This window comes from Pseudomonas sp. RA_15y_Pfl2_54 (genome assembly GCF_963971015.1).
GTDB lineage: Bacteria > Pseudomonadota > Gammaproteobacteria > Pseudomonadales > Pseudomonadaceae > Aquipseudomonas > Aquipseudomonas baetica_A.
Window position 1 is genome coordinate 67,505 of record NZ_CAXAPN010000030.1, and the last position, 21,166, is coordinate 88,670.

The window sequence follows — 21,166 nt, forward strand, 5'->3', positions numbered from 1 at the left end:
TCGAGGAACCCGCCATGGCTTTCGAAGCAATGTTCCAGCCGATCCAGATCGGCAAACTGACCATCCGCAACCGCGTGCTCAGCACTGCGCACGCCGAGGTCTACGCGACTGACGGTGGCATGACCACCGACCGGTACGTCAAGTATTACGAAGAGAAAGCCAAGGGCGGCATCGGCCTGGCGATCTGTGGCGGTTCGTCCGTGGTCGCCATCGACAGCCCGCAGGAATGGTGGAGTTCGGTGAACCTGTCCACCGATCGCATCATTCCGCACTTCCAGAATCTGGCCGACGCCATGCACAAGCACGGCGCCAAGATCATGATCCAGATTACTCACATGGGTCGTCGCTCGCGTTGGGACGGCTTCAACTGGCCGACCCTGATGTCGCCATCGGGCATCCGTGAACCGGTGCACCGCGCGACCTGCAAAACCATCGAGCCGGAAGAAATCTGGCGGGTGATCGGCAACTACGCTCAGGCCGCGCGTCGGGCCAAGGCCGGTGGGCTTGACGGCGTTGAGCTGTCCGCCGTGCACCAGCACATGATTGACCAGTTCTGGAGCCCGCGCGTCAACAAGCGCACCGACGAATGGGGTGGCACCTTCGAAGGCCGGATGAAGTTCGGTCTGGAAGTCTTGAAAGCCGTGCGCGCCGAGGTCGGTGACGACTTCTGCGTGGGCATGCGTATCTGCGGTGACGAGTTCCACCCGGACGGCTTGTCCCACGAAGACATGAAGCAGATCGCCAAGTATTACGACGACACCGGCATGCTCGACTTTATCGGTGTGGTGGGCTCGGGTTGTGACACTCACAACACCCTGGCCAACGTGATCCCCAACATGAGTTATCCACCGGAGCCTTTCCTGCATCTGGCGGCCGGGATCAAGGAAGTGGTCAAGGTGCCAGTGCTCCACGCACAGAACATCAAGGACCCCAACCAGGCCACGCGGATTCTTGAGGGGGGTTACGTCGACATGGTCGGCATGACCCGTGCGCACATCGCTGACCCGCACCTGATCGCCAAGATCAAGATGGGCCAGATCGACCAGATCAAACAGTGCGTCGGCGCCAACTATTGCATCGATCGCCAGTATCAAGGTCTGGACGTGTTGTGTATCCAGAATGCTGCAACGTCCCGTGAATACATGGGCGTGCCCCACATCATCGAGAAATCCACCGGACCGAAACGCAAGGTTGTGGTGGTCGGTGCCGGCCCTGCCGGGATGGAAGCGGCGCGCGTGGCGGCCGAACGTGGCCACGACGTGACCCTGTTCGAGAAGAAGGAATTCATCGGCGGGCAGATCACTACGGCGTCGAAAGCGCCGCAACGTGACCAGATCGCCGGCATTACCCGCTGGTTCCAACTGGAACTGGCACGACTGAAAGTCGACCTGCGTCTGGGCACCGCTGCCGATGCAGCGGCCATCATGGACCTGCGTCCGGACGTGGTCGTACTGGCAGTGGGCGGGCATCCGTTCCTGGAGCAGAACGAACACTGGGGCGCCGCCGAAGGGCTGGTGGTCAGCAGTTGGGACGTGCTTGACGGCAAGGTTGCGCCGGGCAAGAACGTGCTGGTCTACGACACCATTTGCGAGTTCACCGGGATGTCGGTCGCCGACTTCCTCGCCGACAAGGGCAGCCAGGTCGAAATCGTCACCGACGACATCAAACCGGGCGTGGCCATCGGCGGTACGTCGTTCCCGACCTACTACCGCAGCATGTACCCGAAAGAAGTGATCATGACCGGCGACATGATGCTGGAGAAGGTCTACCGCGAAGGCGACAAACTCGTCGCGGTGCTGGAGAACGAATACACCGGTGCCAAAGAGGAGCGGGTGGTCGATCAGGTGGTGGTGGAAAACGGCGTACGTCCGGACGAGGAAATCTACTACGCGCTCAAAGAGGGCTCGCGCAACAAGGGGCAGATCGACGTCGAAGCGTTGTTCGCGATCCAGCCGCAGCCATCGCTGAGCACCACCGGTGACGGCTACTTGCTGTTCCGCATCGGCGATTGCGTGGCGCAGCGTAATACCCACGCCGCCATTTATGACGCCCTGCGGCTCTGCAAGGATTTCTGACGGCGAGCACAAAACCCTGTGGGAACGGGCTTGCTCGCGAATGCATTCTGTCAGTTCGACATGAGCTGACTGATCCAGCGCTTTCGCGAGCAAGCCCGCTCCCACATTAATGCAGACCGTGTTTCTCCAGGCTGTACTGGTGGGAGCTTCACCTATGTTGAACACCCTTCTTCCAATCCTGTTGTTCGCAGCCCTGGGCCTCGGTGTCCTCGGCGCGTTGCGGCGGGTAGCGATGTGGCGTCGTGGCCGGGCCTCTAAGGTCGACCTGATCGGCGGCCTGTTTGCCATGCCCAAGCGCTATATGGTCGATCTGCACCATGTGGTGGCGCGGGACAAATACATCGCCAACACCCACGTCGCCACGGCGGGTGGCGCGGTGGCGTCGATCGTGCTGGCGATTCTGGTACACGGTTTCGGCCTGCATAACCGCATTCTCGGGTATGCCTTGCTGCTGATGACGGCCGTGATGTTCGTCGGTGCGATCTTCGTTTACCTGCGTCGGCGCAATCCGCCGGCACGGTTGTCGAAAGGCCCGTGGATGCGCCTGCCGAAAAGCCTGCTGGCGTTCTCGGCGTCGTTCTTCCTGGTGACCTTGCCGGTGGCCGGGATTCTCCCGGAGAACTTCGGCGGCTGGATTTTGGCGGTGATTCTCGGCGTCGGTGTGCTGTGGGGCGTGTCGGAATTGTTCTTCGGCATGACCTGGGGCGGGCCGATGAAGCACGCTTTCGCCGGTGCCCTGCACCTGGCCTGGCACCGCCGCGCCGAGCGCTTTGGTGGTGGCCGTTCCACCGGTTTGAAGCCTCTGGATCTGAATGATCCAACTGCGCCACTGGGCGTGGAAAAACCCAAGGATTTCACCTGGAACCAGTTGCTCGGTTTCGACGCCTGCGTGCAGTGCGGCAAGTGCGAAGCAGCCTGTCCGGCCTTCGCCGCCGGCCAACCGCTGAACCCGAAAAAACTGATTCAGGACATGGTCGTCGGCCTTGCCGGCGGCACTGACGCCAAATTCGCTGGCAGCCCTTATCCGGGTAAACCGGTCGGCGAACACAGCGGCAATGCGCATCAACCGATCGTCAACGGTCTGGTCGATGCCGAAACCCTGTGGTCGTGCACCACCTGCCGCGCCTGCGTCGAGGAGTGCCCGATGATGATCGAGCACGTCGACGCCATCGTCGACATGCGCCGTCACCTTACGCTGGAAAAAGGCGCCACCCCGAACAAGGGCGCCGAAGTCCTGGAAAACCTGATCGCTACCGATAACCCTGGCGGTTTCGCTCCGGGCGGGCGGATGAACTGGGCGGCGGATCTGAACCTCAATCTGCTGAGCGAGAAGACATCCACCGACGTGCTGTTCTGGGTCGGCGACGGTGCTTTCGACATGCGCAACCAGCGCACCTTGCGTGCGTTCGTCAAAGTGCTGAAAGCGGCCAAGGTCGACTTCGCCGTGCTCGGGCTCGAAGAGCGCGACAGCGGCGACGTGGCCCGACGTCTTGGTGATGAAGCAACCTTCCAGTCGCTCGCCAAACGCAATATCCAGACCCTGGCCAAATACAGTTTCAACCGCATCGTCACCTGCGATCCGCACAGCTTCCATGTGCTGAAAAACGAATACGGCGCCTTCGACGGCAACTATCTGGTGCAGCACCACAGCACCTACATGGCCGAAATCATTCAGGCCGGCGCGCTCAACCTTGGTCAGCACAAAGGCAACAGCGTGACTTATCACGATCCGTGCTACCTCGGCCGTTACAACGGCGAGTATGAGGCGCCGCGTGAAGTGCTGCGTGCCCTCGGTATCGAAGTCAAAGAGATGCAACGTTCCGGCTTCCGTTCGCGTTGCTGCGGCGGCGGTGGCGGCGCGCCGATCACTGATGTTCCGGGCAAACAGCGGATTCCCGACATGCGCATGGAAGACATCCGCGAAACCGGCGCCGAGCTGGTGGCCGTGGGTTGTCCACAGTGCACGGCGATGCTCGAAGGCGTGGTCGAACCGCGTCCGTTGATCAAGGACATCGCCGAACTGGTGGCCGACGCGCTGCTCGAAGATGCCGCGCCAGGCAAGCCGACTACGCCGGCCAAACGTGAACCAGCGGAGGCCCACTGATGAGCGACATTATCCGCCGCGACCCACGCGCCGAATGGATTGCCCGTAACCGTCTGCACCCGCTGCACGCGGCCATGCAACCGGCGCAACATAGCTGGATGGGCCCAAACGGCGTCATCCGCAAGAACCTGCATGGCATCGGTTTTATCGGGCCGAACGGCCTCAAACGCATCGACCGCAGCGGCGCGCAGCAGGGCGGGGCGGTCAAACGTTCGGCCACGGTTGAAGTGCAATTGCCGTTGCACCAGGTAGCGGCCCCGGCGTTCTACATCAGCGTGGTGCCGGACATGGTCGGCGGCCGTTTAAGCAGTCACGACCGCGACCTGCTTGGCCTCGCTCATCAATTGGCCGGCAACGACGGCGCGGTGCTGGCCGTGGTGTTTGGCGAACACAAGGAAAACACCTTCGCCACCGCGGGCGTCGATCGCTTGCTGGTGCTGGAAGGCGACCAGTTCAGCGGTTATGCACCGGAGCAACGGGTGCAGGGCTTGCGCGCTGTGGATAACCAGTTCAGTCCACGTCATTGGTTGTTGCCGGACAGCCGCACGGGTGGCGGCGAGCTCGGTCGGCGTTTTGCCGCCGCCTTGGGTGAGCGCCCGGCGACACGGGTGTGGCAGGTCAAGGATCAGGCGTGTATCGGCCGTGCCGGCGCAGGCCTGCAAGACCTGGCACGGCCGGTCGCACGCTTGATTCTGGCCTCGGCCGAATGTGCCGAACCGGTCAGCGAAACCCGTCATGAGGCCTTGCCGGTGGAGTTATCCACAACCGTTGCGCGCAGCCTGTCGCGCATCGAGGATCTGGGCGCGGTGGCGGTCGATCCGGCGGCGATTCCGATGGCCGAAGCGGAGTTCATCTTCTCTGGCGGCAACGGCGTCAAAGACTGGCAACTGTTCCACCAGACGGCCGCCGCCCTCGGCGCCACCGAAGGTGCATCACGGGTCGCGGTGGACGACGGCTTCATGGCGCGTGACCGTCAGGTCGGTGCGTCCGGCACCTGGGTTACGGCACGGGTTTACGTGGCCGTGGGGATTTCCGGGGCGATCCAGCACCTGCAGGGCATCGGCGCCTGCGACAAAGTGGTGGCGATCAACCTTGATCCCGGTTGCGACATGATCAAACGTGCCGACCTGTCGGTGATCGGCGAGAGCGCGCAGATTCTTCAGGCCTTGATCGCGGCGGTTGAGGCTTACCGCAACGACGCCAAGCGCGATGCGGCTTAAGGAACGGCTATGAACACAAAAATCATCAGTTTGGTTTCAATCGGCGCCCACCCGACCTCCGGCCGGCCACGCCGCGCCGAACAGGACGCACGCGCCGTGGAGCTGGGCCTGCAACTGGCTGGGGATAACCTGCAAGTGCTGCATGCCGGCGATGTTGCGGAACCGGCGTTGCGCGCCTATCTGGGCATGGGGCTTACACAGATGCATGTGCTGGAACAACCCGAGGGCGCCGATGCACTGCCCGCCCTGACCGCGTACCTGCGCGATGCCGGCGCGCAGGTGGTACTGACCGGCAGTCAGGCGGAAACCGGCGAAGGTTCGGGGATGTTGCCGTTTCTGCTGGCCGAGGGTTTGGGCTGGCCATTGGTGGTCGGGCTGGCGCAGGTCGAGTCGATCAATGACGGCTCGGCGCTGGTGCTGCAAGCCTTGCCCCGTGGGCAGCGGCGGCGGTTGAAGGTGAAGCTGCCGTTTCTGGCGACTGTGGATAACGCTGCACCGAAACCTCGGCAAAGCGCTTATGGTCCGGCGCGCCGTGGCGTGTTGAACGCCGAAGACGTGGAAGTGCTGGACGACGAACTGCTGGCCGTCGCCACGCTGCAACCGGCCAAGCCACGGCCCAAACGCTTGAAAGTGATCAAGGCCAAAAGCGGTGCGGACCGGATGAAAGCGGCCACGGCCAAGGCCAGTGGCGGTGGTGGGCAAGTATTGAAAGGCGTCACGGCGCAAGCCGGCGCCGAAGCCATTCTCAAACTCCTGATTGAAGAAGGCGTTGTCCGCTAGCCCCAATCTTCCAGACGCTGGCCCCCTGTGGGAGCGAGCAAGCCCGCTCCCACAGGGGGCCAGCGTTCGTCAAAAAATATTGTCTGCCTGGTGTTTACCCACAATCCCTGTTGGCGGATCTGTGGATAAGGTGTTCGCCCATCCCCACACCGCACGCCAATCAAGCCCTGCAGCCATTCGTTCAAAAAACAACCAGTCTAAGTTGCGGTTTTTTCTGGGTTTTTCCCCTGAATAACTCAGCGAGTTGCCCCCAATCTCTGTTGGCGCTTCTGTGGATAAGATGTTCGCTGTCCGCTGAAGCCTATACAAACCGTGGCTTGCGAAGATTTGATCAAAAAACAATCAATTCATCCGATTCCACGTAGAACTGCCACGAAAGCCTCGAAATGACGCAGCCTCCAGCGCTTTTCCACAGATCGGGCAAAGTTACCCCCGAACTCTGTTGGCGCTTCTGTGGATAACGTGTTCGCCATCCTCTGCAGGCCATGTGAAACGTGGTCTACAAGGATGTGATCAAAAAACGATCAATCTGACGCACAAACCGTGGTTCTGGATAAGTCACGATTTTTCTTCACAAATCAGACAGTTATTTTTCCAGTCATCCACAGTTGTCCCCATTTGCTGTGGGTGGCTGTGTGGATAACTTGTTCGCCAAACCCTGCAAGCCCCGCTGGCTATAGTCCAAATAGCAATTGATCAGATTTCATACAGGTCTAAGCCGTTGCCTTGACTTCGATCCGGCCCCTGTCTTCACTTTGATGGCACAAGGACAGCGACTACTTATCCACATCTGGTTCAGGGAGAACGCCTGATGGATAGCCATCCCCATCGATCAGCCCCCACCCCCCGCAAGTTCTGCGCGCCAGCGCCGCCTTCGTCGCGAAAGCGCTCGGCGCGTCTTGCTGCCCATCAACGCGCTCAGTTGTAGCCGTTAAATCCGCCCAAACCGATGTGCTGTCGCCGGGCTAGCCCGCAGGCCAGGTGCCCGTTCGCCCATTGATTGCAGGCAACCGCAGAGTTGCCCCATCTGCCTGAGAGAGGAACCACCACATGACACGGATCGCAACGCCCATCAGCGAGATCAAGGAACACTACGACGTCATTGTCATTGGCTCCGGTTATGGCGGCGGCATTGCTGCGTCACGCCTGTCCCGTGCCGGTAAGCGCGTGTGTTTGCTGGAGCGAGGCCGGGAAATCCAGCCCGGCGAATACCCCAACACCATGATTGCCGCGACCGAAGAGTTGCAGGTGCACGACCCCGACGGGCATATCGGTTCGCGCACCGGGCTGTTCGACCTGCACGTCAACGCCCAGCAGAACGTGGTGGTCGGTTGTGGATTGGGCGGCACGTCGCTGATCAACGCCAATGTCTCGCTGGAGCCGGAGCCCGGCGTGTTCGATGATCCGCGCTGGCCACAGGCAGTGCGTGAACACCGCGACACGCTGCTCAAGGACGGCTACGCCCGTGCCCGGGAAATGCTCAAACCCAATCCTTATCCGGACACTGCACCCAATCTGCCCAAACTCGACGCCAACAAAAAGTCCGCGGAGTACCTCAAGCAAGGCGCGCATTTCTACAAGCCGCCGATCAACGTGACCTTCGACAAACTGCCGAACAACCTCAACCACGTCGGCGTCGAACAACTGCCGTGCAACCACTGTGGCGATTGCGTCTCGGGCTGTAACAACAAGGCCAAGAACACCACGCTGATGAACTATCTGCCGGACGCCTGGAACCACGGCGCGGAGATTTTCTGTCAGGCCCAAGTGCGACACCTGGAGCGTGACGGCGATGGCTGGATCGTGCACTTCCAGTATCTGGACAGCGGTCGCGAGAAGTTCTCGGCGCCGACGCTGTTCGTGAAGGCCGACATTGTGGTGGTCTCCGCCGGCACGCTGGGCTCCACCGAGATTCTTTTGCGCTCCCGGGACAAAGGCCTGGTGATGTCCGGCCAGCTCGGCGAGAACATGAGCGGCAATGGCGACATCCTGGGCTTCGGCCACAACTGCGAGCAGACCATCAACGGCATCGGTTTCGGCGCGCATCCGGCCAAGGAGTTGCACCCGGTCGGCCCGTGCATCACCTCGATCATCGACATGCGCACCGAGGGCGACTGGCGCAGCCGCATGGTCATTGAGGAAGGCTCGATCCCCGGCGCTCTTGGTCGGCCAATGGTGCCAAGCATGGCCGGGTTCGCCGAGATGATCGGCAAGGCCACCGACGACCGCTTCAGCGCCAAGTTGAAATACAAGGAGCGCGAGGCCGAAAGCTTCCTGCGCGGCCCGTATTACGGCGCGCTGCACAACATGCAGACCTACCTGATCATGAGCCACGACAGTGGCCAGGGGCGGATGGTGCTGGATAACAAGGATCAGTTGCGCATCGACTGGCCAGGCGTCGGCGAACAGGAAAACTTCAAACTCGGCAATGATCGGCTGTATCAGAGCACCAAGGCGCTGGGCGGCGTCTGGGTGGAGAATCCGATCTGGACCAAGCTGCTCAAGCACAGCATCGTCTCGGTGCATCCACTGGGCGGTTGCGTGATGGGCGAGGACGCCGGGCAAGGCGTGGTCAACCACAAGGGCCAGGTGTTCAGCGGTGCTAGTGGCACCGACGTGTACGCCAATCTGTACGTGACTGACGGTGCGGTGATTCCGACCTCGCTGGCGGTCAATCCGCTGCTGACCATCTCCGCCGTCAGTGAACGCAATATGGGCTTGCTCGCCGCTGACCGTGGCTGGCAGATCGATTACACGCTGCCATCCGCACCGAGCAAACAGGTGGCGCCGCCGACCCTTGGCGTGCAGTTTACCGAAACCATGAAGGGCTATTTCTCCCGGGCGTTCACTGCTGCGCAAAGCACCGATCTGAAAGTCTATGAAGCGGCGGCCAAACGCGGCGAGGCAGACAATTCGCCGATCGACTTCACCCTGACCATCACCGCCAACGACCTCAACCGGATGATCAAGGAGCCGGAACACGCCGCGACCATTGTCGGTACGGTCAATGCCTCGGCGCTGTCGCCACAGCCGCTGACCGCCAGCAACGGCGTGTTCAACCTGTTCGAACAATTCGAGGAGCAGGTCGATACGCGCCACATGAAGTACGACATGAAACTGACCGCCGAGGACGGCAGTGACTATTTCTTCAGCGCGTTCAAAACCGTGCCGGAAGACAACGGCGTGCTGAACATCTGGCACGACACCAGCACCCTCTATGTGACGTTGTATCGCGGGCCTGACAAGTCGGGCGAGGTGATCGGCTGCGGGGTGATGCACATTCATCCGACCGATTTCGCCAAGCAGATGACCACCATGAAAGTGCTCAACGCGCGCAACGAGCGCGAGCGCATTGAAGGGCTGGCGCGCTTTGGCAAGTTCTTCGCAGGCATTCTCTGGGAGAGTTATGGCGGGGTGTTTGCCGGTGATATCTACTTCAACCCCGACGCGCCACCACGGCTGAAACGGCCGCTGGATGCGCCATCCCCGGCGGTGCATTTCTTCCCCACCGAGGATGGCGTCGAACTGCGCCTGACTCGCTATCAGGCCGGCAGTAAAGGCCCGGTAATGCTGGTGCATGGTTTGGGTGTGGGTTCGAACATCTTTTCCACCGACACCATTCAGACCAACCTGCTCGAATACCTGTGCAAGCACGATTACGACGTCTGGCTGCTGGATTTTCGCGTGAGCATTCTGCTGCCGGCGAGCAAGAAGGAATGGAACGGCGACCAGATCGCCCAGTACGACTTCAAGGCTGCGATTGCGCAGATTCAACAGCAAACCGCTGCCAAAGACGTGCAATGCGTGGTGCATTGCTATGGCGCGACGACGTTTTTCATGTCGCTGCTGGCCGGGTTGCAGGGTGTGCGCTCGGTGGTCTGTTCGCAGATTGCCGCCGACACGGTGGTTGCCACCGCAACGGGGTTGAAGGCCGGGCTGCACCTGCCGGGAATGCTTGACGCCGTCGGCATCAAATCGATGACGGCTTACGCCGACAGCAAGGAGAACTGGTTCAACAGGCTCTACGACAAGGCCCTCAACGGCTACGCACGGATCGAAGCCCAGGGCTATTGCACCAACCCGGTGTGCCACCGCATCACCTTTATGTACGCGTCGCTGTACCGCCACGACACCCTCAACGAAACCCTGCACGACAACCTGCACGAACTGTTCGGCGAATCGAATATCGAGACTTTCGAGCATCTGGCGCTGATCGTGCGCAAAGGGCATCTGGTGGATTTCAAAGGCAACGATGTGTATATGCCGCACTTTGATCGGTTGACCATGCCGATCTGCTTTATCAGCGGTGCCGACAACCAGTGTTATCTACCGCAAAGCACGCTCAAGACCTATCAGCGCTTGTGTGACCTGCACGGGCCGGATCGCTATAGCCGGCAGGTCGTGCCGGGCTACGGCCACATCGACTGCATGTTCGGCAAGAACGCGGTGGTTGATGTGTATCCGATCATCCTTGAACACCTGGAGAAGACCGCACTCGGTTGACTTGACACCGAGTCGCCCCGTTCGCGAGCAAGCCCGCTCCCACAGGGTTTTGTGTCAGGCACAAGACCAGTGGGTATCCCCCATCCATTGTGGGAGCGGGCTCGCTCGCGAAAGGGGTAGGTCAGGCACTACATCTCTTGGGTCTGTACAAGGAAATGGATGACATGGACACCTACATCCGCTGGTTTCAACGCTTCATCTGGCTAGGCATTGCGATGAACATGGTGTTCGCGATCCCCGCGCTGTTCGCGCCGGGATTGCTGACATCGGTGGTCGGCTTGCCGCCGCAACTCTCCGATCCGTGGCTGGAAAACGCCGGGATGCTGTTGGTGGGCATCAGCGTGTTTTACATGCCGTCGGGGTTCAACGCGTCGCGTTACGTGGTGCATTCCTGGCTGTGCGTGCTGACACGGCTGATCGCCGTGGTGTTCTGGATTTACCTGATCAACACCAGCACTCAGGGCTCGGTGTTTGTGCCGATGCTGATGGGCGATCTGAGTTTTTTCCTGATCCTCGGCATTTTGCTGTATCTGGGCACCACGCCTGAGAATCGACCGCTGGCACTGCTCTGCGAGGGCTGGCGCCAATGGCGCGCCGCGTGGTCGCGACATTGGCAAAGCCACAGCTTCAAGGTCGGCACCTTGGTGGTCGTGGTTTTACTGGGTTTCATCGGTTACGAAACCTGGTACCAGATGCTGCGTGTGGTGCCGGAGCAGGAATACGCCTCCGACGAGGACCACTACAAATACGCCGCCATCGGCCTCGGCATCGAAGCACGAATCCCCTATTACCTGTTCGCCGTGCTGCCGCAGATGTGCCCTGAGAAAATGCCCAAGCCCGGTGGCTGGGAAGTCTTCGGTTTCCTCTTCGAGAACGGTAAGGACCTGCCCATCGGCATGGCAAAAAGGCAAATCGGCTACCCGACCGTCGAGCCCAATTGCGCGCTGTGCCACACCGGCTCTTACCGCGCCAATGCCAGCGACGTCGCCGTCAATGTGCCCAGTGCGCCGGCCAATACCTTGCAACTGCAAGCGTTCCAGTGGTTTGCCTACGATTGCGCCAGCGATCCGACATTCACTACCGACGCGGTGATGGCGGCGATCAACAGCAAATTCCAGCTGGGCTTTTTCGAGAAGCTCTACAACCGTTACCTGATCATGCCGATGGCGAAAAGCGCCTTGCTCAAGCAGAAGCAGGCCTACGCCTGGCAGAAGCTGCGCCCGCAGCAAGGGCCGGGGCGCACCGATACGTTCAACCCGACGAAAATGGTGGTGTTCGGCTTCCCGGATGACTCGACCATCGGCACTGTCGACCTGCCGCAAGTGTGGAACCAGAAACCACGCGAATCGATGTACCTGCATTGGGACGGCAATAACAACAAGATCCACGAACGCAACTACGCTGCCGCGATGGCCGTGGGTGCGACGCCGGAATCGGTACTGCCACCCAGTTTCAACCGCGTGACCAACTGGCTGCTCGGGCACAAGGCCCCGGCGTGGCCGTGGGCGCTGGATCAGGCCAAGGTCGCGCAGGGCAAACCGGTCTGGGAGGCGAACTGTGCCGGTTGCCATGACTTCGGCCGTGCCGACACGGGTCAGGTCACCACCAACATCGATCAGCTCGGCACTGATCCGCATCGGCTGGACTCGTTCACCACCGGTCTGGTGGCGGCGTTCCACACCTTCAAGAAACCGCCGTTCGACTTCGGCGCCTATCGCAAAACCCAGAGTTACAGCAACACGCCCACCGACGGTATCTGGCTGCGCGCGCCGTACCTGCACAACGGCTCGGTGCCGACCCTGTGGGACTTGCTGCAACCGCCGGAAAAACGTCCGCAGGTGTTCATCACCGGTTCCGACATTTACGACCCGGTCAACGTCGGTTTTGTCACCAGCGGCGCGCAGGCCAAGGCCTCGGCGGACTTCAAGTACGACACGCGGCTGGAGGGCAACCACAACAGCGGTCACCTGTATGGCACGACGCTGTCGGACGACGACAAGCGTGCGTTGATCGAATTCATGAAAACCCTGTAAGCCCTTACGGAGAGAGGATTACGCCATGTCACTGGTCAGTCATTGGGAACACGAGTACGACAAGGTCAAAGTACGCATTCACGGCTTGGTCACCCGCATGGAAATGGCCTGGATGAAGCTCGTCAGCGAGCTTGAGCCGCATGAGTTCGAGGCCATCATCAAGCTGCTCCAGCGGGGGCACGATCAGGCGCAGTACGTGCTGAAAAACGGCGAGTTGCCGGACGACGAACCGGGCGTGCCCTGGGAGCTGTCTCACGGCTTGTCGATCTTGCGCATCGGCAACGCCGCGCCGTTGCCGCAGTCGAGCGACCAACTGCAAACCCGAGTGCTCAAGGATGGCAGCCTGCTCGGTTGTCGCAAGTGGGAACTGCTCGATCTGCTGTGGAGCGAGGCGCTGCTCAAGTGGATCGAAAACCTGCGTCATCACGCGACATTCGGCACCGATCCGGCGTTAGTGCAGATGGAGCGCGACGTGACCCTGGCGATTGCCGGCGACTGGGGCACCGGCCCCTTTGACAGCCACGCGCCGGCAGTGTCGGTGGCCAACCAGATGCAACTGGCCCAGGCCGATTTCACCATCCATCTGGGCGATGTGTATTACGCCGGCAGCCACTCGCAGGAAGACGTCGACATGGCCGGATGGCCGATGGGCACTCATGGCTCATTCACCCTCAATTCCAACCACGAGATGTACAGCGGCGCCCACGGCTACTTCAAGGAACTCGCCAAGCGTTTTGCGGGGCAGCAGGGCACCAGTTATTTTGCCTTGATCAACGATGACTGGCTGGTGGTCGGGCTCGACTCGGCGTACGCGTCTGAGGCATTGAATCTTTATATGGACGGCACCTTGAACGAGCCGCAAATCCAGTGGATGAAAGGCTTGCCGAAACGCAAAAAAATCATGGTGCTCAGCCATCATCAGGGTTTCGATATTACCGGGCACAACAAGACCGCGCTGTATCAACCGGTGTGCGATGCGCTGGGGCGTGAACCGGATTATTGGTATTGGGGGCATTTGCACAACGGCATCGTCTACGCGCAGCAGGGCGGTTTGAAGGCGCGATGTGCCGGGCACGGAGCGATTCCTTATGGCAACGCCAGTGAACTGGACGGGCATTCTCGGGTGTTGTGGTCGGAGACTCAGGATGCGAACGATCCGGCGTATCCGCTGCGGGTGTTGAATGGGTACGCGAAAATCAGGCTGGTGGGGGAGGATATTTTTGAGGAGTTTATTGGTGAGGATGGCAGTGTGAGGTGGTCATCGACGTGATGAGGTGACTGGGCCGGCCTCTTCGCGAGCAAGCCCGCTCCCACAGGTGGAATGCATTCCAATTGTGGAAGCGGGTTTGCTCGCGAAGCTTTTGCCTCTGATCTTAGCCCTGAACCGGCACGCCCTTGAGGTACGGCGCAGGCTCGGCGCCGAGGTTGCTCAGCATGCGCTCGCTGTACCAATCGACGAAGTTGACCACACCAAACTCATACGTCTTGGAGTACGGCCCAGGCTGATACGCGGTGGAGTTGATCCCGCGCTGGTTCTCTTCGGCCAGACGGCGGTCCTGATCGTTGGTCGCGTCCCACACCTGACGCATGCGCTCGACGTCGTAATCGACGCCTTCGACCGCGTCCTTGTGCACCAGCCACTTGGTGGTGACCATGGTTTCCTGGGCGCTGATCGGCCACACGGTAAAGACGATGATGTGATCGCCCATGCAGTGGTTCCACGAGTGTGGCAGGTGCAGGATGCGCATCGAACCCAGATCCGGGTTCTTGATCCGGCCCATCAGTTTGGCGCAGCCCTGTTTGCCGTCGAGGGTCATCGACACGGTGCCCTTGAGCAGCGGCATGCGCACGATGCGGTTACGCAGACCGAAACTGGTGTGGGCGTAAGGGATCTTCTCGGCTTCCCAGGCAGCGGCGGAGGCTGCGACGTGATCCTTGAACGCCTGATCGGCGCGCGGGTCGGTGACGTCGTCCCATTCGAGCAGGGTTTTCAGCAATTCGGGGTGCGACGCGTTGCAGTGGTAGCACTCGCGGTTGTTTTCCAGCACCAGTTTCCAGTTGGCTTTCTCCATCAAGGTGGTGGTGATCGCCACCTTGGTGTTCTCCATGTCGTACGGTTCCATGTAATGGTTCAGCGTCGACAGGAAGTCATCGATGGCCGGCGGGTTTTCCGCCAGGCTGATAAAGATGTAACCGCCGGCCGTCTTCACGTTCACCGGTTTGAGGCCGTACTGCTTCATGTCGAAGTCGGCGCCCATTTCGGTGCCGGCGAACAGCAGGCGACCGTCCAGCTCATAGGTCCACTGGTGGTAGTGGCAGACCAGTTTGGCCACCTTGCCCTTTTCGCTGGTGCACAGGCGCGAGCCACGGTGGCGGCAGACGTTGTGGAAGGCATGCACCACGCCTTCGGCGCCACGAATGACGATGATCGGGTTCTTGCCGACCTGCAGGGTCAGGTAGTTGCCCTTGGCCGGGATTTCGCAGGTCATGCCAGCGATCAACCACTCTTTCTGGAAGATTTCCTGCATGTCGATATCGAACAGCCGTTCGTCGCTGTAGAACGGTTGTGGCAGCGAAAAGGTGCGCTCGCGCTCCTGCAACATCTGTGCGGTGGCCTTGCGTGCGGGTTCCAGTGGATCGCCCAAGCTCAGGGTAGTGGTGACGTCCATCGATATGTTCCTCATGGCCATCAGGGTGGCCGGCGAATAGTGGCTGATACGGTTACATCGCAAGGCGCAGAAAATCTGTGTTGATGTGGCGCTGAGTGTGGGCCCGGCGCAGGGCGCAACCTTATCCATGGGCGACATGGCGCAATCTGTTCCCGACGTGTATCCCCCAGTGATAGGGGGCTGGTTGCCATAAGTATGTCAATGTCGCGGATAGGTAAACGGGACCTCTGCGCTATACGCAGAATCGCCACATGAAGGCCGACAGTCGGCCGTGGAGAACAGCATGTCCAACAGCTTCCTGAATCCGGTCACCACCCAGACCTGGGCCAATGGCCGACACATCGTCCGTTGCGTCAAAGTCATCCAGGAAACCTGGGACGTGCGCACCTTCTGCTTCATGGCCGATCAGCCGATCCTGTTCTTCTTCAAGCCCGGGCAGTTCGTGACCCTGGAGCTGGAAATCGAAGGCCAGCCGATCATGCGCTCGTACACCATTTCCAGTTCGCCGTCGGTGCCTTACAGCTTCTCGGTGACCATCAAACGGGTGCCGGGCGGCAAAGTCTCGAACTGGCTGCACGACAACCTGCATGAAGGCCAGGAACTGGCGGTGCACGGGCCGGTCGGTCTGTTCAACGCCATCGACTTTCCGGGCCCCAAAGTGCTTTACCTCAGCGGCGGCGTCGGTATCACCCCGGTGATGTCGATGGCGCGCTGGTTCTATGACACCAACGCCAACGTCGACATGACGTTTATCCACAGCGCCCGTTCGCCCAAAGACATCATTTACCACCGCGAGCTGGAGCACATGGCGTCGCGGATCGACAACTTCAGTTTGCACCTGATCTGCGAGAAGCATGGTCTGGGCGAACCGTGGGCCGGGTATCGCGGTTATCTGAACCACAAGATGCTCGAACTGATGGTCCCGGACTTCCTTGAGCGTGAGGTGTTCTGCTGCGGCCCGACGCCGTACATGAGCGCGGTCAAGCGCTTGCTGGAAGCGGCCGGTTACGACATGGCGCGTTATCACGAGGAATCCTTCGGCGCCACGCCACCCGAGGCCCGCGCCGACGCAGTGGAGCAGGCCGAACAAGCTGCGGATGCACCGGAAATCGATGTGGCAGACCTGCATCAGGTGGAATTCACCGCGTCGGGCAAGAGCATTCGCGTGGCGCCGGGCGAAACCGTGCACGCAGCGGCGGCCAAGCTTGGGCTGATGATTCCGAAAGCCTGCGGCATGGGGATTTGCGGGACGTGCAAGGTCATGAAGCTGGGCGGCGAAGTCGAGATGGACCACAACGGCGGGATTACCGAGGAAGACGAGGCCGAAGGGTTTATCTTGTCGTGCTGCAGCGTGCCCAAAGGCGACGTGCGGATCGAATTCTAGATTTCACCGCAGTACAAATGTGGAAGCGGGCTTGCTCGCGAATGCGGTATGTCATTCAACACTGATGTTGACTGATTTGACGCCTTCGCGAGCAAGCCCGCTCCCACAGCGGAGGGTGTTTCAATCCACGAACAGGTCGGGCATCAAAGCGGCGTCGCTGTCCGGCTCGAAACGGTAGTGGTCGAATTCAGTCGCGCCGTGCTCGCGCAAAATCTCTTCATCAATCAACAACCGCCCGCTGATCTGGCGTCCGCGGCTACTCAAAATCACATGCGCTGCATCCGCCATGATCGCCGGCGTGCGCGCATGCTTGAACGACTCGCGACTGCCCAGCTGAAATTCGATGGCCGCCGTGGCGATCATGGTCTGCGGCCACAGCGAATTGACGCTGATGCCGTCATTGGCGAATTCCTCACTCATGCCCAGCGTCAGCATGCTCATGCCGTATTTGGTCACGGTGTAGGGGCTGTATTGGGCGAACCACTTGCTCGCCAGATTCAGCGGCGGTGACAGATTGAGAATGTGTCCGGCGGATTTTTTCAGATAGGGCAGGGCGGCCTGGCTGCACAACAGCACCGCGCGGGTGTTGATCTGGTGCATCAGGTCGAACCGCTTGAGCTCGATGTGTCGCACGCCGGTCAACTTGATCGCCCCGGCGTTGTTCACCAGTGCATCGATCCCACCGAAATGCTCATTCGCCTGAGCCAGCGCCTGTCGCACTGCGGTTTCGTCGCGGACATCGACTTGCAGTGCCAATGCCTTGCCGCCAGCAGCCTCGACTTGCGCGGCGACGCTATGAATGGTGCCGGGCAACTTGGCGTGGGGTTCGGCGCTCTTGGCGGCGATGACGATGTTGGCCCCGTCCCTGGCTGCCCGCAGCGCAATCTCACGGCCAATGCCACGGCTGGCGCCGGTGATGAACAGGGTTTTGCCTTGTAGCGACATGCCGATGCTCCTGCTTATTGTTGTGTGAGCGGAGGCTCGACAGACAATGTAGACCAAGCAGCAAGCGCGAGAGCGTTGCTCGTTCCATGCTTTGCGTGGGAACGAGCAGTGCGGGGAGAGGCGTTAGTGGGACATGACTTCGCGGATGTCGCGGGCCAGCTCACGCACGCGCTCTTCTTCGGTGTCCCACGAGCACATGAAGCGTGCCCCGCCCTTGCCGATGAAGGTGTAGAAACGCCAGTTTTTTGCGGTCAACGCCGCAATTGCCGGTTCCGACAGTTGCAGGAACACGCCGTTGGCCTGCACCGGGAACATCAACTCCACGCCGGGAATATCGCTGACCAGTTCGGCCAGCAACTGCGCGCAGTGGTTGGCGTGGCGGGCGTATTTGAGCCAGGCGTCGTTTTCGAGGATGCCGACCCACGGCGCCGACAAAAAGCGCATTTTCGAGGCCAGTTGTCCGGCCTGTTTGCAGCGGTAGTCGAAGTCTTCAGCGAGTTTGTGGTTGAAGAACAGAATCGCCTCACCCACGGCCATGCCGTTTTTCGTGCCGCCGAAGCACAGCACATCCACACCGGCCTTCCAGGTCAGATCCGCCGGCGAGCAGCCGAGGAAGGCGCAGGCGTTGGAGAAGCGTGCGCCGTCCATGTGCAGGTGCAGGCCCAGTTCTTTGCAAGTCGCGCTGATGGCGCGGACTTCTTGCGGGGTGTAGACGCTGCCGACTTCGGTGGCTTGGGTCAGTGTGACCACGCGCGGTTTGGGGTAGTGAATGTCCTGGCGCTTTAGCGCAACTTCGCGGATCGATTCCGGCGTGATCTTGCCGTTTTCGGTACGGGCGATCAGCAGTTTCGAGCCGTTGGAGAAGAATTCCGGGGCGCCGCATTCGTCGGTTTCGACGTGGGCGGTTTCCGAGCAGATCACGCTGTGGTAACTCTGGCACAGCGACGACAGCGCCAGCGAGTTGGCGGCGGTACCGTTGAAGGCGAAGAACACTTCGCAGTCGGTTTCGAACAGATTGCGGAAATGGTCGGCGGCTCGCGCTGTCCATTCATCGTCGCCGTAAGCGCGTTGGTGGCCGTGGTTGGCCTGTTCCATGGCAGCCCAGGCTTCAGGGCAGATACCGGAATAGTTGTCGCTGGCGAATTGTTGGCTCTTGTCGGTCATGGCCGGCTTCCGTGATCGAAGCGCTTTTGACGCTTCGTTGGTCAATGAGGGTTGCGCACTTTACCGAAGATCATCCGGGGAGCACACGGGATGTCGCTGTCAGAACTTTACAAGGACACGGGCCGATTATGCACCTGAGTCAACGTGACGGCGCGCTGGATCTGCTCAAGTGGTTAGCGCTTGCAAGCATGCTGCTCGATCATCTGCGATATGTCGGGATCAGCGTCGATTGGCTTTACGTGCCGGGGCGGCTGGCGTTTGCGTGGTTCTGTCTGGCGATGGCGGCGAATCTTTCCCGTGATGGCATGCGCAAGATCGAGTGGCGTTATCTGGGGTGGTTGGTGTTGTTCAGTGCCGTCAGTGAAATTCCGTATCGCTTGTACATGCCTGACCCCGACACGTTGAACGTTATGCCTACGTTGGCATTAGGGCTGCTGGTGGCGCGGGGCTGGCAGGATGGAACACGGGTTTGGCGACTGGTCGGTGTCGCGGCTGTGCTGCTGGCCGCGGTGTTTTGCGAGCGACTGATGTTTGGCATTTTTGGGGTGTTGCTGCCATTGGCGACACTGCTGGTGATCCGCCGTGAGTGGTATTTCAGCCTGTTGCCGGGGCTGGTGTGTCTGGCGGCGAATCAGTGGCGGGTGCTTTTCGAGTCGGCGCAATTGGGCAATGAAGTAGCGATCTTCGGCCTTATCACTTGTCTGATTGCGCCACTGCTTGGCCTGTTCCTGTTGCGACAGACCCGGTCGCTTCATCCGCCACCCATGCGCCGCTGGGCTTACGCCCTCTATCCTGCGCATTTTCTTCTGTTGCTCGCCATTCGTGCGGCCTACACATAACCCCTGTGGGGGCTGTGCAGGTTTGAGGATAGTGTTTTCAACGACATTTCCCGCCATGTCGTAAACGCACCTTTGCGTGGCGTCCGTAGGCATTTGAGCTGTCTGCGCCGGTCATACCATCGCATCAAAGGGCACGCCGGTGCCTGACCGAGACGAATGGCGCACCGCCGCCGCTGGGAGAGACGCGATGTTCAGCAAGCAAGACCAGATCCAGGGTTACGACGATGCACTGCTGGCGGCGATGAATGCCGAGGAGCAACGTCAGGAAGATCACATCGAGCTGATCGCGTCCGAGAACTACACCAGCAAACGCGTCATGCAAGCGCAGGGCAGCGGCCTGACCAACAAGTACGCCGAAGGTTATCCGGGCAAGCGCTACTACGGTGGTTGTGAGCATGTGGATAAAGTCGAAGCGCTGGCCATCGAACGCGCCAAGCAATTGTTCGGTGCCGATTACGCCAACGTCCAGCCGCACTCCGGCTCCTCGGCCAACAGCGCCGTGTATCTGGCGTTGATCAAACCAGGTGACACCATTCTGGGCATGAGCCTGGCCCACGGCGGTCACCTGACCCACGGCGCCAAAGTGTCGTCCTCGGGCAAGCTGTACAACGCTGTGCAGTACGGCATCGACACCAAGACCGGTTTGATCGATTACGACGAAGTCGAGCGTCTGGCCGTTGAGTGCCAGCCGAAGATGATCGTGGCCGGTTTCTCGGCTTACTCCAAGACCCTGGATTTCCCGCGTTTCCGTCAGATCGCCGACAAGGTCGGGGCGCTGTTGTTCGTCGACATGGCCCACGTTGCGGGTCTGGTCGCTGCCGGCCTGTACCCGAATCCGCTGCCTTACGCTGACGTGGTCACCACCACCACCCACAAGACCCTGCGCGGTCCGCGTGGCGGGTTGATCCTGGCCAAGTCCAACGAAGAGATCGAGAAGAAGCTCAACGCTGCTGTCTTCCCGGGTGCCCAGGGCGGCCCGCTGATGCACGTCATCGCCGGTAAAGCCGTGTGCTTCAAGGAAGCGCTGGAGCCAGGCTTCAAGGCTTATCAGCAGCAAGTGATCGACAACGCTCAGGCGATGGCGAGCGTATTTATCAAACGTGGCTACGATGTAGTGTCCGGTGGTACCGACAATCATCTGTTCCTGGTCAGCCTGATCCGTCAGGGCCTGACCGGCAAAGATGCTGACGCCGCCCTCGGCCGTGCCCACATCACCGTCAACAAGAACGCCGTGCCGAACGACCCGCAGTCGCCGTTCGTCACCTCGGGCCTGCGCATCGGCACCCCGGCAGTGACCACGCGCGGCTTCAAGGTGACTCAGTGCGAAACGCTGGCCGGCTGGATCTGCGACATCCTCGACAACCTCGGCGATGCCGATGTCGAGGCCAATGTCGCCCAGCAGGTTGCGGCCCTGTGCGCAGACTTCCCGGTTTATCGCTGAGCGTTCTGG

General features: G+C 60.5%; 14 protein-coding genes. 10 read left to right on the top strand and 4 right to left on the bottom strand.

From position 1 onward, the window contains the following. The first annotated feature begins 14 nt into the window (after positions 1-14). The 4 genes from dgcA to etfB all read left to right on the top strand — a co-directional run bounded on the left by dgcA (position 15) and on the right by etfB (position 6,179). On the top strand, positions 15-2,075 hold the full coding sequence (gene dgcA, locus AACY50_RS20845; RefSeq protein WP_339430272.1) for a dimethylglycine demethylation protein DgcA: 2,061 nt from the start codon (positions 15-17) through the stop codon (positions 2,073-2,075). Between the two features lie 154 nt (positions 2,076-2,229). After that, on the top strand, positions 2,230-4,179 hold the full coding sequence (gene dgcB / locus AACY50_RS20850; protein ID WP_339539071.1) for a dimethylglycine demethylation protein DgcB: 1,950 nt from the start codon (positions 2,230-2,232) through the stop codon (positions 4,177-4,179). Beyond that, positions 4,179-5,399, top strand: coding sequence for an electron transfer flavoprotein subunit alpha (etfA, locus tag AACY50_RS20855; protein ID WP_339539072.1), 1,221 nt, complete (start codon positions 4,179-4,181; stop codon positions 5,397-5,399). The genes dgcB and etfA overlap by 1 nt, the downstream gene beginning before the upstream one ends. Positions 5,400-5,408: 9 nt before the next feature. Continuing rightward, entirely contained in the window at positions 5,409-6,179 is a 771-nt protein-coding gene (gene etfB / locus AACY50_RS20860) for an electron transfer flavoprotein subunit beta (RefSeq protein ID WP_339430269.1), read from the top strand. Between the two features lie 69 nt (positions 6,180-6,248). On the opposite strand, the gene AACY50_RS20865 is transcribed toward etfB, so the two are convergent. After that, positions 6,249-6,521, bottom strand: coding sequence for a hypothetical protein (locus AACY50_RS20865; RefSeq protein ID WP_339539073.1), 273 nt, complete (start codon positions 6,519-6,521; stop codon positions 6,249-6,251). 708 nt (positions 6,522-7,229) lie between these two features. On the opposite strand from AACY50_RS20865, the gene AACY50_RS20870 reads away from it, so the two are divergent. From AACY50_RS20870 to AACY50_RS20880, 3 genes are all read left to right on the top strand, one after another. Further along, the gene (locus AACY50_RS20870) at positions 7,230-10,682 is read left to right on the top strand and encodes a GMC family oxidoreductase N-terminal domain-containing protein (protein ID WP_339430267.1); all 3,453 of its coding nucleotides are present in this window, start codon (positions 7,230-7,232) and stop codon (positions 10,680-10,682) included. Positions 10,683-10,846: 164 nt separating this feature from the next. Further along, positions 10,847-12,715, top strand: coding sequence for a c-type cytochrome (locus AACY50_RS20875; protein WP_339430266.1), 1,869 nt, complete (start codon positions 10,847-10,849; stop codon positions 12,713-12,715). A gap of 25 nt (positions 12,716-12,740) precedes the next feature. Further along, positions 12,741-13,985, top strand: a complete 1,245-nt coding sequence (locus AACY50_RS20880; protein ID WP_339539074.1) for a metallophosphoesterase family protein — start codon at positions 12,741-12,743, stop codon at positions 13,983-13,985. Positions 13,986-14,088: 103 nt separating this feature from the next. Here the strand turns inward: AACY50_RS20880 and gbcA are convergent, their stop codons facing one another. After that, positions 14,089-15,384 (bottom strand): glycine-betaine demethylase subunit GbcA, encoded by a 1,296-nt coding sequence (gene gbcA / locus AACY50_RS20885; RefSeq protein ID WP_339539075.1) that lies wholly within the window; start codon positions 15,382-15,384, stop codon positions 14,089-14,091. A gap of 283 nt (positions 15,385-15,667) precedes the next feature. On the opposite strand from gbcA, the gene gbcB reads away from it, so the two are divergent. Continuing rightward, complete coding sequence (gene gbcB, locus AACY50_RS20890; protein ID WP_221731160.1) at positions 15,668-16,768, top strand: glycine-betaine demethylase subunit GbcB; 1,101 nt, start codon at positions 15,668-15,670, stop codon at positions 16,766-16,768. 120 nt (positions 16,769-16,888) lie between these two features. Here gbcB and AACY50_RS20900 read toward each other — a convergent pair whose 3' ends face one another. Both AACY50_RS20900 and AACY50_RS20905 read right to left on the bottom strand, forming a co-directional pair. Next, positions 16,889-17,713 carry an SDR family oxidoreductase gene (locus AACY50_RS20900; protein ID WP_339430263.1) on the bottom strand — a complete coding sequence of 275 codons (825 nt, stop codon included), beginning with the start codon at positions 17,711-17,713 and terminating at the stop codon, positions 16,889-16,891. Positions 17,714-17,836: 123 nt separating this feature from the next. After that, positions 17,837-18,877 carry a threonine aldolase family protein gene (locus AACY50_RS20905; protein ID WP_339430262.1) on the bottom strand — a complete coding sequence of 347 codons (1,041 nt, stop codon included), beginning with the start codon at positions 18,875-18,877 and terminating at the stop codon, positions 17,837-17,839. A gap of 128 nt (positions 18,878-19,005) precedes the next feature. Here AACY50_RS20905 and AACY50_RS20910 point away from each other — a divergent pair, with 128 nt between their 5' ends. Both AACY50_RS20910 and AACY50_RS20915 read left to right on the top strand, forming a co-directional pair. Continuing rightward, on the top strand, positions 19,006-19,716 hold the full coding sequence (locus tag AACY50_RS20910) for a TraX family protein (protein WP_339430261.1): 711 nt from the start codon (positions 19,006-19,008) through the stop codon (positions 19,714-19,716). Positions 19,717-19,903: 187 nt separating this feature from the next. Beyond that, positions 19,904-21,157, top strand: coding sequence for a serine hydroxymethyltransferase (locus AACY50_RS20915; RefSeq protein ID WP_339430260.1), 1,254 nt, complete (start codon positions 19,904-19,906; stop codon positions 21,155-21,157). Positions 21,158-21,166 lie beyond the last annotated feature (9 nt).

Bases quoted from the DNA above. Each gene is read 5' to 3' on its own strand.
- dgcA (WP_339430272.1), top strand. From the start codon at position 15: ATGGCTTTCGAAGCAATGTTCCAGCCGATCCAGATCGGCAAACTGACC.
- dgcB (WP_339539071.1), top strand. From the start codon at position 2,230: ATGTTGAACACCCTTCTTCCAATCCTGTTGTTCGCAGCCCTGGGCCTC.
- etfA (WP_339539072.1), top strand. From the start codon at position 4,179: ATGAGCGACATTATCCGCCGCGACCCACGCGCCGAATGGATTGCCCGT.
- etfB (WP_339430269.1), top strand. From the start codon at position 5,409: ATGAACACAAAAATCATCAGTTTGGTTTCAATCGGCGCCCACCCGACC.
- AACY50_RS20870 (WP_339430267.1), top strand. From the start codon at position 7,230: ATGACACGGATCGCAACGCCCATCAGCGAGATCAAGGAACACTACGAC.
- AACY50_RS20875 (WP_339430266.1), top strand. From the start codon at position 10,847: ATGGACACCTACATCCGCTGGTTTCAACGCTTCATCTGGCTAGGCATT.
- AACY50_RS20880 (WP_339539074.1), top strand. From the start codon at position 12,741: ATGTCACTGGTCAGTCATTGGGAACACGAGTACGACAAGGTCAAAGTA.
- gbcA (WP_339539075.1), bottom strand. From the start codon at position 15,384: ATGGACGTCACCACTACCCTGAGCTTGGGCGATCCACTGGAACCCGCA.
- gbcB (WP_221731160.1), top strand. From the start codon at position 15,668: ATGTCCAACAGCTTCCTGAATCCGGTCACCACCCAGACCTGGGCCAAT.
- AACY50_RS20900 (WP_339430263.1), bottom strand. From the start codon at position 17,713: ATGTCGCTACAAGGCAAAACCCTGTTCATCACCGGCGCCAGCCGTGGC.
- AACY50_RS20905 (WP_339430262.1), bottom strand. From the start codon at position 18,877: ATGACCGACAAGAGCCAACAATTCGCCAGCGACAACTATTCCGGTATC.
- AACY50_RS20910 (WP_339430261.1), top strand. From the start codon at position 19,006: ATGCACCTGAGTCAACGTGACGGCGCGCTGGATCTGCTCAAGTGGTTA.
- AACY50_RS20915 (WP_339430260.1), top strand. From the start codon at position 19,904: ATGTTCAGCAAGCAAGACCAGATCCAGGGTTACGACGATGCACTGCTG.